Source organism: Brevibacillus sp. B_LB10_24, assembly GCF_046036945.1.
In the GTDB taxonomy this organism is placed as follows: Bacteria; Bacillota; Bacilli; order Brevibacillales; family Brevibacillaceae; genus Brevibacillus_C.
Genome location: NZ_JBJQOQ010000001.1, coordinates 400,685 through 416,207 on the forward strand (window position 1 = coordinate 400,685; position 15,523 = coordinate 416,207).

Sequence of the window (15,523 nt, forward strand, 5' to 3'; positions counted from 1 at the left end):
AGGACTGCTAGCAAAATGGAGCAATACCGTACATACGATTTTGAACTGGCAGGCCGAAAATTAACGCTTGAGTTCGGCAAAATGGCCAAGCAGGCGCAAGGTTCGGTCCTGGTTCGCTACGGTGAGACCGCGATTCTCTCGGCTGTCACCGTCTCCAAAGAACCAAAAGATCTCGACTTCTTTCCACTCACGGTCAATTACGAAGAGCGGTTGTACGCAGTCGGGAAAATTCCCGGCGGTTTCATCAAGCGGGAAGGACGCCCCAGCGAGAAGGCGATCCTGGCCAGCCGTTTGATCGACCGGCCGATTCGACCGCTGTTCCCGGAAGGTTTCCGCAACGACGTACAGGTGGTCAATACCGTCCTCTCCGTCGATCAGGACTGCTCGCCGGAAATCGCCGCGATGATCGGCACCTCGGCGGCTCTCTGCGTATCCGAGATTCCCTTTAAAGGACCGATCGCCGGTGTCATCGTCGGCCGGATCGACGGGCAATTCGTCATTAACCCGACGATTGCCGAAGCGGAAAAAAGCGACATTCACCTGACAGTAGCGGGAACCCGCGACGCGATCAACATGGTCGAGGCGGGTGCGAACGAGGTGCCGGAAGAGGTGATGCTCGAGGCGATCATGTTTGGCCACAGCGTCATCCAGCAGGTGATCGACTTCCAGAAGAAAATCGTCGAGGAAATCGGCAAACCGAAAATGCAGGTTGTCCTGCACCAGATTGATCCAGCTATCAACGAATCGGTCCGCGCCTATGCCGACGCCAAGCTGCGCGATGCGATCCGCATCGAAGAAAAGCAGGCCCGTGCTGATGCCATTGAGGCTGTCAATGCCGAGACTCAGGCTCGCTTCGCTGAGGAATTTCCCGATCAAGCTGCCGATATTGCCGAAGTCCTGCACGACATCGTCAAAGAAGAAGTTCGCCGCTTGATCACCCATGAGAAAATTCGTCCGGATGGCCGAGCTCTGAATGAGATTCGTCCAATTTCCTGTGAAGTGGGCATCCTGCCAAGAACGCACGGTTCCGGCCTGTTTACCCGCGGGCAAACACAAGCGCTGAGCGTCTGTACACTGGGTGCTCTCGGTGATGTGCAGATTCTTGACGGCCTCGGACTGGAAGAGTCAAAGCGCTTTATGCATCACTACAACTTCCCGCCGTACAGCGTAGGGGAAGCGCGTCCGCTGCGTCCTCCTGGCCGCCGCGAAATCGGTCACGGTGCGCTTGGCGAGCGGGCGATCGAGCCGATCATCCCGCCTGAGACCGAGTTTCCGTACACGATTCGCCTTGTATCAGAGGTGATCGAATCGAACGGTTCCACTTCACAGGCGTCCATCTGTGCCAGCGTGCTCGCCCTGATGCATGCGGGTGTGCCGATCAAAGCGCCTGTTGCGGGGATCGCGATGGGGCTGATCATGGATACGGAAGGCAAACACTTCTCCATTTTGACGGACATCCAGGGGATGGAAGACCATCTCGGCGACATGGACTTCAAGGTGGCTGGTACGGCAAAAGGCGTAACCGCCTTGCAGATGGATATCAAGATCGAGGGGATCAACCGCGAGATTCTGGAGCAGGCCCTGACGCAGGCGAAAGAAGGCCGCATGTTTATCCTGCAAAAGATGCTTGAGGCGATTCCGGAACCGCGCAAGGAGCTGTCGCCGTACGCGCCGAAGATTCTCACGATGACGATCAATCCGGACAAGATTCGCGACGTAATCGGGCCGCAGGGACGCGTGATCAACAAAATCATCGAAGAGACCGGCGTGAAAATCGATATCGAACAGGATGGCCGCGTCTTTATTGCCTCTGTCAATGCGGAAGCAAACCAGCGTGCGAAGAGTATCATCGAAGATCTCGTCCGCGAAGTGCAGGTTGGCCAAACCTACCTGGGAACAGTCAAGCGCGTGGAAAAATATGGTGCGTTTGTCGAACTGTTCGCAGGGAAAGAGGGGCTGTGCCACATTTCCCAGTTGGCCATGGAGCGAGTCGCCAAAACGGAAGACGTCGTTCAGGTCGGCGATCAAATTCTCGTCAAGGTGACAGAGATTGACGATCAGGGGCGGGTAAATCTGTCGCGCAAAGCGGTTTTGAAGGAGCAGCAGGCAGATGAAGGAGCTCCGGCAAAGGCAGAGTAGAACAACAGAATAGGTGCAAGACGAAAAGCTTCGCTACACGAGTTTAACGCTTCGAGTAGGCAAAGCTTTTTTCTTTGCGCATCTTTTGGCGTTTTTTGCTTCTACCGCCACGTTCTGATTCATACATTTGGACAAAGAGTGTATGCAGCTTTGTACGAATGTTTGGGGGGAGCGGGTGGTGGTACGATGAACAAACAGACGGGAAAATTGATTGCTGCGGGCGTCATCTGGGCTTTTTTTCTCTACGCGGCGGTCAATTCGGATCCGATTGATGAATACGTCAGTGTGATCAAACGGGAGACAAGCACAGGCCAGCCTGCACAGCCGGCCGGCCAGGACGATCCGCTGCGCAGGCAGGTGCTGGAGTGGAAGCAGCAGAAGGACGAGCAGCCGATCGACGCCAAGATCGATCCGGCGTGGAAGTCAGCTGTCCCCGGTTACAACGGACGGTTGGTCGACGTTGAGGCGTCGATCCGGCAGATGCGGTCGACGGGCATGACCACCCCGGACCAGTTGGTCTACAAGGAAGTGCTTCCCGGCGTTACGCTGGAGCAGCTTGGACCCAATCCCGTCTACCGCGGCAATCCCAAAAAACCGGCGATCTGTTTTATGATCAATGTGGCTTGGGGCAACGAGTACCTGGAACCGATGCTCAAAACGCTGGATCGGTACAAGATCAAAACGACGTTTTTTCTCGACGGTTCCTGGGTCAAACGGAATCCTGAGCTGGCCCGTGAAATTGCCAAACACGGACATGAAATCGGCAATCACGCATACTCCCATCCTGACATGAGTGCGATTGGCAGCCAGCGGATCCGCGAAGAGATCGGCAGGACACAGAAGGTGATCGAGGAAGCGATCGGCTTCCGGCCGACGCTGTTTGCTCCCCCGTCCGGCGCCTTCAACCAGCAAGTGGTGGACATTGCGGCAAACGAATTCCAGATGAAGACGATCATGTGGACGGCTGATACGATTGACTGGCAAAATCCGCCTGTCAGTACGGTAATCGAGCGCGTCCGCAAAAAAATGGACAACGGCGTCCTCGTTCTGATGCATCCGACAGCCTCCTCCTCGTCTGCCCTCGAGCAGCTGATCAAAATGGCTAAAGCGGAAGGGCTCGCGCCGATGACGGTCTCCGAAGTGATTTCCAGCAAGCGGCTCGATCTGCCGTAGAGACCTCTTTGGAAGGTTGTAGTGACCCGCGAAGTTTGTTATAGTTAAACGTGTTTATCTCGATCGTTGGCATCTTTTGGGGCATCCATGCAATGCCGCCCCAGCTTGGTTCATAGAGGAGGATCTGCGTGATTCAAAGACATGACTGTGGAAACGGACTGCGCATCGTAACGGAGCAAATTCCCTCCGTGCGTTCGGTTGCGCTCGGCATCTGGGTGGGAACCGGATCGAAATTTGAGCAGGAGAGCAATAACGGAATTTCCCATTTCCTTGAACATATGTTTTTTAAAGGAACCGAGTCCCGTTCCGCGAAGGAGATTGCAGAGGCTTTTGACGAGATCGGCGGCAATGTGAACGCCTTTACTTCTAAAGAGTATACCTGCTACTACGCCCGGGTGCTCGATCAGCACGCGACGCTCGCCCTCGACGTGCTGGCCGATATGTACTTTCACTCCGTATTTGACGAAGGCGAGCTGGAGAAGGAGAAGAATGTCGTCATTGAGGAGATCAGCATGTATGAGGACACTCCCGACGACCTGGTTCACGACCTGATCGCACGCGCCAGCTTCGCAGACCATCCGCTCGGGTATTCCATCCTCGGCACGGAAGGCGTTTTGCGCAGCTTGACGCGGGATGACCTGGTCCGCTACATCGATCAGCGCTACACGCCCGACAATACTGTGGTAGCGGTAGCCGGCAATTTCGACGACGGCCTGATCGAGGAAATTAAGCGGCGCTTTGGACATTTCAGGCGTTCAGGCGGGCAGGCCAGGGTGGAACAACCAGCGTTCGTCGCCAGGACCACCGCCCGCCACAAGGCGACGGAGCAAGCGCATCTCTGCTTGTCGCTCCCAGGCTTTCAGGCCGGCCATGACGATATCTACTCGCTGATTTTGCTGAACAACGTACTCGGAGGCAGCATGAGTTCCCGGCTGTTTCAGGAGATCCGCGAAGAGCGGGGCCTTGCCTACTCTGTCTACTCTTATCATACGGCGTACAAGGAAACGGGGATGTATACCGTCTACGCGGGAACCGCGCCCGATCAGGTCGGTGAGGTGTTTGACATCGTCACGAACATTCTTTGTGATGTCACCGAACACGGAATTACCGCCAAAGAGCTCAGCAAGGGAAAGGAACAGTTGAAAGGCAGTCTGATGCTAAGCCTGGAGAGCACGAACAGCAGGATGAGCCGCTTGGGCAAAAATGAACTCCTGCTCGGCCGCCACCTCAGCCTCGACCAAATGACGGAAAAAATCGACGCCGTCACCCATGACTCCATACTGGCGGCAGCAAGACAGCTGTTTCACAACCAGCTGGCGATTGCGATGGTAAGTCCGCTGGAACAGTTCCCAGCCAATGTGCAGAACGATGTACTGATCAAGTAGAAATAATCCGGGCCAAGACCGGATTTTTTTCGCAATAAGGCAGTATAAATCTTATTGTGAAAGGGAAAAGGGGGCGGAAGCATGCGGTTTAGCGAAATTTGCAACAAGGAGATTATCGGCCTTGACAACGGCGAGAGAATGGGAGAATTGCGAAATTCCGATCTGGAAATTGATCCCGGTACGGGTGAAATATCGGCGATCGTCCTGCCGGGCAGTTCTTTTTTCGGCTGGGGGAAGCGCCGTGAGGACTTTGTCATCCCGTGGAAAAACATCGTCAAGATCGGTCCGGATACGCTGATTGTCTCGCTTCGCGGGCATGCCGATCACCTATCATAGACGACGATTGTCACCGGACGATCTGGCGGCGAATAGGATGGGGTAGACCGTAACGATTTCCGGGAAACCCTCTGCCCTAGGAAAAACCATTTGCGTTTCACCGTTTATGCAGTAAAATGTTTGGAAAGGGGAACACAGCATGCTAACGGGTATTCATGTTGCCTTCATCGGGGGTGACGCCCGCCAGTTGGAAGTCATCAAAAAGTGCATTCAACTAGACGCGATTGTAACGCTGATCGGCTTCGACAACCTGGAGAGCAGTTTTACCGGGGCAACGAAAAAACCTTTAACATGCGATGTGTTAAAAGACGTGGACGCACTTATCCTGCCTATTGTCGGCACAGATAATGACGGATTCGTCGAGAGTGTTTTCTGTTCAAAACCGCTGCAGTTTCTCAGTGAGCATGCCGCCTGCCTAAAGAAGCACTGCGTCGTCTATACGGGTATGGCGAAATCATACCTGAAAACACTCTTGTTAAGACAGCAAATCACTCTGGTAGAATTGCTCGACCGAGATGAAGTGGCCATCTACAACTCCATCCCGACCGTAGAAGGCGCGCTCATGATGGCAATCCAAAACACGGACATTACGATCCACGGTTCACAGGTGATCGTGCTTGGACTCGGCAGGACGGGAATGTCCCTGGCCCGCAGCCTTCATGCTCTCGGTGCCCGCGTTCGGGTAGGTGCCAGACGTCCGGAGCACATGGCAAGGATTCATGAAATGGGTCTCACTCCGTTTCATCTAAGTGAGCTGCGACCGCAAGTTGCAAATGCTGACATCATCTTCAACACGATACCTCAGTTGGTGATTACCGCTGAAGTGATCGCACAGATGCCGCAGGCCACGCTGATCATTGACCTGGCTTCCAAGCCGGGCGGAACAGACTTTCGATACGCTGAAAGACGAGGGATCAAGGCACTCCTGGCACCTGGGTTACCCGGAATCGTTGCTCCCAAAACGGCTGGACAGATCATCGCCAACACGGTGTCCCGCCTGATTGCGGATCAATCCAAGGACCGGGGGGAACCATCATGAGCAACCTGAGTGGCAAAACAATCGGCTGGGGATTAACCGGATCCCATTGCACCTTTGAGGAGACGATGCCGCAAATCCGGCGGCTGGTCGACGCGGGTGCAAGGGTCATTCCGATCGTAACGCATACGCTGATGACGACGGATACGCGTTTTGGAACGTCTGAAAGTTGGCAAAAACAGTTGATGGAGATTACGGGTGAAAAGATCATCTCGACAATTCCCGAAGCGGAACCGCTGGGCCCGTCTAAACTGCTGGATGTGATGGTCATTGCCCCTTGTACAGGAAATTCCACCAGCCGTTTGGCTAATGCGATTACGGACAGCCCCGTGTTGATGGCGGCAAAGGCGACGATGCGCAACCTGCGTCCCGTGGTCATTGCCATTTCCACGAATGACGGACTTGGCCTCAATGCCATGAACATCGGGAAATTGCTCAACGCAAAAAACATTTACTTCGTTCCGTTTGGCCAGGATGCACCTGACAAAAAGCCTACTTCACTGGTGGCTCACATGGACTTGATCAAAGACTCATGCGAGGCAGCCCTGGAGGGGCGTCAATTGCAGCCTTTGCTAATAGAAAGATTCAACTATTAGATTTCGTTAGTGTCATAGGAGGAGAGGAAAAGATGGAGAACCAGATGAAGGTTAACGTCGCAGTGGTAGGTGCGACAGGAGCGGTGGGACAGCAAATTGTCTCACTTTTGGAGGAGCGTAATTTTCCGATTGCCCAGCTGAAATTGCTCGCATCCGGGAGATCGGCAGGCAAGACCGTCCGCTTCAAGGGCCAGGATGTCACCATTGAAGAGGCGAAACCGGAAAGCTTTGCCGGTGTGGATTTTGCTTTGTTCAGCGCCGGAGGAGCTATCAGCAAGGAACTGGTGCCGCACGCTGTCGCTCACGGAGCGGTCGTCATTGACAACACCAGCGCCTATCGGATGGAACCGGAGGTCCCGCTGGTCGTTCCCGAGGTCAACATGCATGCGGCTCTGCAGCATAAGGGAATTATCGCCAATCCAAATTGCTCGACCATTCAGATGGTTGCCGCTTTGAAACCCTTGTATGACCGTTATGGAATAGACCGGGTAATCGTCTCCACCTATCAGGCGGTCTCTGGTGCCGGAGCTTCCGCGATCCAGGAATTGCTCAACCAGAGTGCCGATGTCCTGGAAGGAAAACAGCCAGAGGCGAAAATTCTCCCGGTAGGCAAACTGCCGGTTCACCATCAGATCGCCTTTAACGCGATTCCGCAAATCGATGTATTTACGGATAACGGCTTTACCTTTGAGGAAATGAAAATGGTGAATGAGACCAAGAAGATATTTGGAGATGATTCCATCCAGGTAGCCGCTACCTGTGTACGAATCCCGGTCGTCAGCGGCCACAGCGAGTCGGTCTACGTCGAACTGAAGGAAGAGTACCAGCTGGAGGATGTCACGGCGCTGCTCGCCAATGCCCCCGGCCTCGTGCTGGTCGATTCGCCAGAGGAGCAGCGCTATCCGCTCGCGACTAAAGCCGTGGGCAAGCTGGACGTCTTTGTCGGCCGAGTGCGGCGTGATCTCAACCACCCGCGCGGTCTGCACATGTGGATTGTATCCGACAACCTGTTGAAGGGAGCGGCCTGGAACACTGTCCAAATCGCCGAGGAAATGCTGAAGGCGAGACAATAGGAGAGAGGATCTTTGATGAAAATTCTCGTCCAAAAGTTTGGTGGGTCATCACTGACGACCGAAGAATGCCGTAACAGAGCGCTGCATCATGTGGAACGATCGATCAAAGAAGGTTACGCGTTAGTGGTTGTCGTTTCCGCCATGGGACGAAAAGGTGATCCTTACGCCACGGATACCTTGCTTCAACTCATTTCGCAAAACGGCGACTCTCTTCCTCCGCGGGAGACAGATTTGCTGCTGCACACCGGTGAGATCATCTCGGCATCCGTCATGTGCAGCCTGCTGCAGTCCCGTGGCATCAAGGCCACGATTTTGACCGGCGGCCAGGCGAGCATCGTTACATCGGACGAATACTCGGATGCCCAGATCCATTCCGTCAACCCGGGGCGCATCCTTCACGAACTCAAGCGCGGCTATGTCGTTATCGTTCCCGGCTTCCAAGGGCGCACTGAAGATTGGGAGATCACGACGCTCGGCCGCGGGGGAAGCGATACGACAGCGACCGCGCTGGGCGTTGCGCTGCAGGCGGAGATGGTCGATATTTTCACGGACGTGAAAGGAATCATGACTGCCGATCCGCGGATTGTGGAAGAAGCCCAACCGCTGTCGACCGTTACCTACACGGAGATCTGCAATATGGCCCATCTGGGCGCCAAAGTGATCCACCCGCGAGCAGTGGAGATCGCGATGCAGGGTAACGTGCCGATCCGTGTCCGCTCTACTTTTACAGATGATGACGGCACGATGGTCACCAGTTTGCACGACATAGAGAAGCGAAACATCTCGGTTCACGACCGCCTGATCATGGGGATTGCCCATGTGCCTAACATTACCCAGATCAAGGTGTTTTCCAAGGAAGGCAGGTACGATACCCAGCTTCAGGTCTTTAAAGCGATGGCGACCAACGGAATCAGCGTTGATTTTATCAATGTCAATCCGCGCTGTGTCGCGTACACAGTCCACGACAGGATGGGCGAGAGGGCTGCGAAGATTCTGAACGGCATGGATTACGAACCGCAAATCCTTCCGGGCTGTGCCAAAGTATCCGTCATTGGCGCGGGAATCGCCGGGGTGCCGGGCGTCATGGCACAGATCGTCGAAGCTTTGACAAGCGAGGATATTCAAATACTACAATCAGCAGACTCCCACACTACAATCTGGGTACTGGTTCGCCAAGTAGACATGGTGAAAGCGGTCCGATCCTTGCATCGCCAATTTCAACTCCATCTAAGCGGATAACCGGTACGCTGTACCACTGTAGAGTAGAGAAAGGATGAATGAAATCGTGGCACTTTTTGGCCGATTGGCTACAGCAATGGTCACTCCTTTTGACCAGCAATTACAGATTGATTTTGAAAAAACCGAGCGCCTGATTGACCATCTTCTGTCGACCGGCACCGATGCGCTGGTAGTAAGCGGCACGACGGGAGAGTCGCCGACGCTCTCATCAGAAGAGAAGTTGGCGCTATTTCGCCATGTTGTCCAGTATGTGAACGGTCGCTGCAAGGTCATTGCCGGTACCGGGAGCAATGATACGGCTTCCAGCATCGCCTTCACCCAGGCCGCCGAGGCTACCGGAGTGGACGCCGTCATGTTTGTCGCTCCGTACTACAGCCGGACATCCCAGGAGGGTTTATACCAGCACTTCAGAGCACTCGCAGAGTCGACTCGCCTGCCTGTCATGCTGTACAATGTACCGGGAAGAACAGCGGTCAACATGACAGCGGAAACGACCCTGCGCCTGGCGAAACTGCCCAATGTCGTCTGCGTGAAAGAAGCATCCGGCAATCTGTCGCAAATCGCGAAGATTATCGAACATGCGCCGGAAGGCTTTGAAGTTTACAGCGGTGATGACGGTATCACCTTGCCGGTTCTGTCGATCGGCGGTGTAGGAGTTGTCAGCGTAGCCAGCCACGTTGTCGGGGCGCAGATGCAGGAAATGATCCAAGCTTTCTTTGTTGGAAAATTGGACGCCGCAGCGGCGCTTCATCGAAAGCTGCTGCCCATTTTTGAAGGGCTGTTCGCTTTTCCCAGCCCGGTGCCGACGAAGACGGCCCTCGAGCAGATGGGCGTAGCTGTCGGCGGGGTCAGGCTGCCCCTCGTCCCGGCCAGCGATGAGGAACGGGCCTTTATCCATTCGCTCCTCTCTGACAACGCATAGACAAACAAAAGTGTCTCAACGCTTCCGATACGTATCGGGAGCGTTTTTTTACGGGGTTGGACCCCGCCCGGATGCTCTCTTTTCAACACGACATTCTGACGTTGTATTGTTCTTGTTTTTTCTTTTTATTATCGGGTATAATATACATAAGTGATTTGGGGCGGTTTAGTAAGTGTAACGACAACTAAATATAGGAGGTAAGAATTTGGCGAAGTCCAATCATCAAGTTCTCATTTTCGCCCTGGGCGGAGTAGGCGAAATTGGGAAAAACATGTACGTGATTCAGGCTGATGACGACATCGTCGTTATTGATGCTGGCCTAAAATTCCCTGAAGAAGAAATGCTGGGAATTGACATGGTCATACCGGATATCACGTACCTCGAGGAAAACCGCGAAAAAGTACGCGGAATTATCATTACGCACGGGCATGAGGATCACATCGGCGGTTTAAGCTACGTTTTGCGACACCTCAACGTACCTGTGTACGCAACCAAACTCACTCTGGGACTCATCGAAGCAAAACTGAAAGAAGCGGGCATACTGAATGAAACCAAGCGTCATCTTATCAATGGAGACTCAGAGATTACCCTTGGAAAACTCAAGGCCACGTTTTTTCGAACAAATCACAGCATTCCCGATTCTGTCGGCGTCTGTGTAGAAACGCCGGAAGGCACGGTTGTTCACACGGGCGATTTCAAGTTTGACATGACGCCGGTCAACAATCAAAACGCTGACATTGCCAAGATGGCCGAGATCGGAGAGCGCGGCGTGTTGTGTCTGCTTTCGGACAGCACCAATGCCGAACGGCCTGGTTTTACGGCCTCGGAGCGGACCGTAGGAACGGCGCTGCGGGATGTGTTCCTCAAGGCGACGGGAAGGATCATTGTTTCCACCTTTGCATCCAACGTTCATCGCATCCAGCAAGTGATCGATGCAGCGGTGGAGCATAATCGAAAAGTAACCGTAGTCGGGCGCAGCATGGTAAACGTGATGAACATCAGCATGGACCTGGGCTATCTGCGCGTTCCAAACGGGATCATTGTGGAACCGGAAGAAATAAACAAGCTTCCAGCCGAAAGAGTTGTCATACTGTCTACAGGAAGTCAGGGAGAGCCGATGTCTGCGCTCACCCGTATGGCCCGATCCGCCCATCGGAAAATAGACATCCTGCCAGGTGACACAGTTGTCATTGCAGCAACACCTATTCCTGGAAACGAAAAGTACGTCGCCCGGACGATCGACCAGCTCTACCGGGCGGGGGCAGATGTCATATATGGCGGACACGGTCCCAACGGTACGGTTCACGTATCTGGTCACGGCAGTCAGGAAGACCTGCGGCTCATGCTCAATTTAATCAAACCGAAGTACTTTATTCCCATCCACGGTGAATTTCGCATGCTGCGGATGCACAGCATTCTCGCGGAACAAGTCGGGATTGAACCGGACAACATCTTTCTCTTGGACAATGGGGATACAGTCGAAATTTCCGGCGGTGTCGCCCGCTACGGGCCGAAGGTGCCTTCCGGAAACGTGTTGATCGACGGATTGGGTGTAGGCGATGTAGGGAATATCGTATTGCGTGACCGCAAATTACTATCACAAGACGGAATACTGGTGGTTGTTGTTACACTCAGCAAACAAAATGGCACGATTCTATCCGGTCCGGATATCATCTCTCGCGGATTTGTCTACGTCCGTGAATCGGAGGAACTGCTTGATGAAGCAAATCGCCTTGTCACCCAAACACTGCAAAAATGCATGGATGAAAATGTAAATGAATGGTCCTCTTTAAAGAACAACGTGAAAGATGCGTTGGGGCGTTTTCTGTACGAGCAGACAAAAAGGCGTCCGATGATCCTTCCGATCATCATGGAGGTATAAAAAACGGCAGGCAGCGATCATTCGCTGCCTGTTTGCATGAGAGAATAACGCATGATTTGGCGGCTGGCAATCCATACTATGAAGGCGAGATGCCCAGCGAAGGAGGTATGGAAATGCTGACGAACGACAACCCGCCACAGCAGCCGTCACCTGACGAAAATCCCGGGAATGACGACTCGAAGAAGCGGATTCTGGACACGATCACACAGTTGGGGCAAACCAACGTGCCGCAGCTGGAAAGCAATATCTACTGCCTCTCGATCATCGGTCAGGTAGAAGGACATGTACAACTGCCTCCTCAGAACAAGACGACGAAATACGAACATATCATTCCACAGTTGGTCGCAGCCGAACAGAACAAGAAAATCGAAGGGGTTCTGGTGATTCTCAATACGGTCGGCGGTGACGTCGAAGCAGGACTGGCAATCGCCGAGATGATCTCTTCCTTGTCCAAGCCGGTGGTGACGCTCGTGCTGGGAGGGGGGCACAGCATCGGAGTGCCGATTGCCGTAGCCGGCAGATATTCCTTCATAACGGAAACGGCGACGATGACGATCCATCCCATCCGGTTGACCGGTTTGGTCATCAGCGTTCCGCAGACCTTCGAATACCTCGACAAAATGCAGGATCGCGTCATCCATTTCGTCGCCCGCCATTCGAAAATCACCGAGGAGAAATTCAAGGATCTCATGCTGCGGACCGGAGAACTGACGCGTGACATCGGCACGAATGTGATCGGAGCGGACGCGGTGAAATACGGGTTGATTGACGAAGTGGGCGGACTTGGCAAAGCGATCGCCAAATTAAACGCACTGATGGACAGCGTGCGCACGAGCGAGCAGGTGATGCAGTGATCCTCTATACGACTATGCCGCTTGACATCGTCTTCGAAAACATGGATCAGGTAGAAAAGCAAGAGATTCGCGAGATCACCCTCGGCTCCGCAACGATGCTGGTAGAACCTGTAAGTCATTACGAAGCCAAAATCGTGCGTCTGATCAGCCCCAATCCGCAGGACTATCTGAATCCGCGTTTCGCACCCGGCCAAAAAATTGCCTTTCGTCCTGATTTCTCGTAGACTATCTGTATTTCTTCTATTTTCCTGTGGTATACTAGATTCGATAAGAGACGCAGCCGGCATGTTCTCGGCTGCCTTTTCATTCTGTACCGGGGAAGGAGGCGTGCCATGGCCAGAAGAAAAAAAAATCAAACACCATGGTCCTCAGTCCTTCGTTTGGAATTAACGGGCCTTGTGATCATTGTGTTATCCCTGATCGGGCTGTGGAAGAGCGGCTGGTTTGGAAAAAATGTGCTCGGCTTTTTGTTTCGCTTCGCCGCCGGTTCGTGGGATTTCATCATCCCGCTGCTCTTGATCGCCTTTTCCTTGCGGCTGATGTTCACCCGCAAGACGCCGCGGTTGACGCCGCAGCTGTTCGGCTGCCTGTTGATTTTTATGGCGGTGCTGACGTGGGACCACCAGCTGTTCTACAAGGAGATTACGGCGAATGGTAGCTTTGCAGGGCAGAGCATCATCCGCGTGACGTTTGACCATTTGATGCTTGACCACAAACAGGACGTGTCGACGACAGAGGTAGCCGGCGGTATGATCGGAGCCGTTCTCTTCGCGTTTAGTCAAGGGCTGTTTGGCATGATTGGCACAGGGTTGCTGATCGGACTGCTCTTTTTGGTCGGTTTGATGTTTATCTTCAACCTTTCCTATGTGGACATTCTGCTGTTTTTCAAGGAAAAGCTGCAAAATACATACCGGAAGACAAAAGATTCGATCAAAGAATCCGTGCAGTTGTTGACCGAAGAGGGAGAAAAGCGCAAACAGCGACAGGAGGAAAAACGGAAAAAACGGTCGGAACAGGCGAAGGCGGCAGATGCACATGCCTCGTCTGGCAGCGAGGGCGCCGCTTCCCATACGGCGGACTGGGATGAGGGTGAACCTGAAGAGGAGGAGAACCCGGCTGTACCGGTTGCTCCGGTCATTCGCGACTTTACGGAGCGGCTGGATGACGAACCTGAGCCGGCTGGAGCGCTTGCCTCTCCGCCACAGGTCAATTCAACCCTGACGATAAAGGTAAAGCCAAAGCAGCCGGGGCGTTCAGAAGCGCAGAACAGCTCTGCGGATGACAATACGGACAGCGGATTCGACAGTCTGCTCCATTCTGCCGGCGAAGACAGCAAGTACGTCATACCCAACCTGCAGATGCTATCCCGTCCGAAGCCGCATGCCGCAGGAAAAGATGTCGACCACAACTCCAACGCGGCGAAGCTTGTTCACACGTTAAAGAGCTTTGGCGTCAGTGCGATCGTTTCGGAGGTGCACCGCGGGCCTGCGGTTACCCGCTACGAAGTCCAGCCAGCGACAGGTGTGAAGGTAAGCCGGATCGTCAGTTTGACGGATGACCTGGCTTTGGCGCTTGCCGCCAAGGACATTCGCATCGAGGCGCCGATTCCCGGCAAGTCGGCGATCGGGATCGAAGTTCCCAACACTGAGGTTGCCGTGGTGACGCTTCGGGAAGTACTCGAATCAGGCAGTTACCGGGATGCCGCAGCGAAGTTGACTGTGGCGCTTGGACGGGATATCTCCGGTGAACCGATTGTCGCGGACCTGGCCAAAATGCCCCATCTGCTGGTAGCCGGGGCTACCGGAAGCGGAAAGTCGGTCTGCATTAACGGTTTGATTATGAGCATTCTATTTAAGGCAAAACCGCATGAAGTAAAATTGATGATGATCGATCCGAAAATGGTAGAGTTGAATGTCTACAATGGAATCCCCCATCTTTTGGCGCCAGTCGTGACCGATCCCCGCCGCGCTTCCGTGGCGCTGAAGAAAGTGGTGGCCGAAATGGAGCGGCGCTACAATCTGTTCGCCAAGATGGGCAGCAGAAACATCGAGATGTACAACCAGCAGGTAACGGACAACCCGCTGCCGTACATCGTCGTCATCGTCGATGAGCTGGCCGATTTGATGATGGTAGCTCCCGGGGACGTGGAAGATGCGATCTGCCGACTGGCACAGATGGCCCGGGCAGCCGGGATCCATTTGATCATCGCGACGCAGCGGCCGTCCGTGGACGTCATTACCGGAGTGATCAAAGCGAATATTCCGTCGCGGATTGCTTTTGGAGTCTCATCCATGGCTGACTCCCGCACCATCCTCGACATGGGCGGAGCGGAGAAGCTGCTCGGCCGCGGCGATATGCTGTTTTTGCCGATGGGTGCCTCCAAACCGGTCCGCATCCAAGGGGCGTTCGTCTCCGATCAGGAAGTCGAAGAGGTGGTCAGCTTTGTCAAGCAGCAGCAAGAGGCGAAGTACAACCAGGAGATGATCCCGGATGAAGCAGCGGAAGAAGTACAGACGGTCATCGACGACGAACTGTACGATCAAGCCGTGCAAATCGTCGCGGAAGCCCAGACGGCCTCGGCCTCCCTGCTGCAGCGGCGGCTTCGGGTCGGATACACCCGGGCAGCCCGCTTGATTGACATGATGGAGGCGCAGGGTATCGTGGGTCCGTATGAGGGAAGCAAACCGCGCGAGGTGCGCCTGCCGCGTCCTTCAGCAGAGAGTAATATTTCCTAATGGGTCTGGATAAAGTATTTATCAAAAAATGACTTGTCGTTTTGTGTGCCATGGGTTAAAATTTCTACGGATTCAAGGAATCGGGATCACCGTGTATGCGATCATTCGATGTCCTGTTTTCTTGTCCGTCGACAAAATAAGGGGGAATTAGAG

13 protein-coding genes are annotated in these 15,523 nt (G+C 54.0%); all 13 read left to right on the forward strand.

The window, feature by feature from the left end; genetic code table 11:
- Positions 1–15 precede the first annotated feature (15 nt).
- The 13 genes from ACI7RC_RS02055 (at position 16) to ACI7RC_RS02115 (ending at position 15,370) form a co-directional block, all read left to right on the forward strand.
- The gene (locus ACI7RC_RS02055) at positions 16–2,139 is read left to right on the forward strand and encodes a polyribonucleotide nucleotidyltransferase (protein WP_408106545.1); all 2,124 of its coding nucleotides are present in this window, start codon (positions 16–18) and stop codon (positions 2,137–2,139) included.
- A gap of 186 nt (positions 2,140–2,325) precedes the next feature.
- Positions 2,326–3,312 carry a polysaccharide deacetylase family protein gene (locus tag ACI7RC_RS02060; RefSeq protein ID WP_408106546.1) on the forward strand — a complete coding sequence of 329 codons (987 nt, stop codon included), beginning with the start codon at positions 2,326–2,328 and terminating at the stop codon, positions 3,310–3,312.
- Between the two features lie 128 nt (positions 3,313–3,440).
- Positions 3,441–4,697, forward strand: a complete 1,257-nt coding sequence (locus ACI7RC_RS02065) for a M16 family metallopeptidase (protein ID WP_408106547.1) — start codon at positions 3,441–3,443, stop codon at positions 4,695–4,697.
- Positions 4,698–4,778: 81 nt separating this feature from the next.
- Positions 4,779–5,033 carry a YlmC/YmxH family sporulation protein gene (locus tag ACI7RC_RS02070; protein WP_408106548.1) on the forward strand — a complete coding sequence of 85 codons (255 nt, stop codon included), beginning with the start codon at positions 4,779–4,781 and terminating at the stop codon, positions 5,031–5,033.
- 139 nt (positions 5,034–5,172) lie between these two features.
- Complete coding sequence (gene dpsA / locus ACI7RC_RS02075) at positions 5,173–6,072, forward strand: dipicolinate synthase subunit DpsA (RefSeq protein WP_019119173.1); 900 nt, start codon at positions 5,173–5,175, stop codon at positions 6,070–6,072.
- The gene (locus ACI7RC_RS02080; protein ID WP_408106549.1) at positions 6,069–6,665 is read left to right on the forward strand and encodes a dipicolinate synthase subunit B; all 597 of its coding nucleotides are present in this window, start codon (positions 6,069–6,071) and stop codon (positions 6,663–6,665) included. The genes dpsA and ACI7RC_RS02080 overlap by 4 nt, the downstream gene beginning before the upstream one ends.
- Before the next feature lie 32 nt (positions 6,666–6,697).
- On the forward strand, positions 6,698–7,738 hold the full coding sequence (locus ACI7RC_RS02085; RefSeq protein WP_408106550.1) for an aspartate-semialdehyde dehydrogenase: 1,041 nt from the start codon (positions 6,698–6,700) through the stop codon (positions 7,736–7,738).
- Positions 7,739–7,753: 15 nt separating this feature from the next.
- Positions 7,754–8,977, forward strand: a complete 1,224-nt coding sequence (gene dapG / locus ACI7RC_RS02090; protein ID WP_408106551.1) for an aspartate kinase — start codon at positions 7,754–7,756, stop codon at positions 8,975–8,977.
- Between the two features lie 46 nt (positions 8,978–9,023).
- Positions 9,024–9,899, forward strand: a complete 876-nt coding sequence (gene dapA / locus ACI7RC_RS02095; protein ID WP_408106552.1) for a 4-hydroxy-tetrahydrodipicolinate synthase — start codon at positions 9,024–9,026, stop codon at positions 9,897–9,899.
- 205 nt (positions 9,900–10,104) lie between these two features.
- Complete coding sequence (locus ACI7RC_RS02100) at positions 10,105–11,781, forward strand: ribonuclease J (protein ID WP_408106553.1); 1,677 nt, start codon at positions 10,105–10,107, stop codon at positions 11,779–11,781.
- A gap of 113 nt (positions 11,782–11,894) precedes the next feature.
- Positions 11,895–12,635: a ClpP family protease gene (locus ACI7RC_RS02105; RefSeq protein WP_408106554.1), complete on the forward strand. Its 741-nt coding sequence runs from the start codon at positions 11,895–11,897 to the stop codon at positions 12,633–12,635.
- The gene (locus tag ACI7RC_RS02110; protein ID WP_408106555.1) at positions 12,632–12,859 is read left to right on the forward strand and encodes a YlzJ-like family protein; all 228 of its coding nucleotides are present in this window, start codon (positions 12,632–12,634) and stop codon (positions 12,857–12,859) included. Before ACI7RC_RS02105 ends, ACI7RC_RS02110 begins: the two co-directional genes overlap by 4 nt.
- 108 nt (positions 12,860–12,967) lie before the next feature.
- Complete coding sequence (locus ACI7RC_RS02115) at positions 12,968–15,370, forward strand: FtsK/SpoIIIE family DNA translocase (protein ID WP_408106556.1); 2,403 nt, start codon at positions 12,968–12,970, stop codon at positions 15,368–15,370.
- Positions 15,371–15,523: the final 153 nt, after the last annotated feature.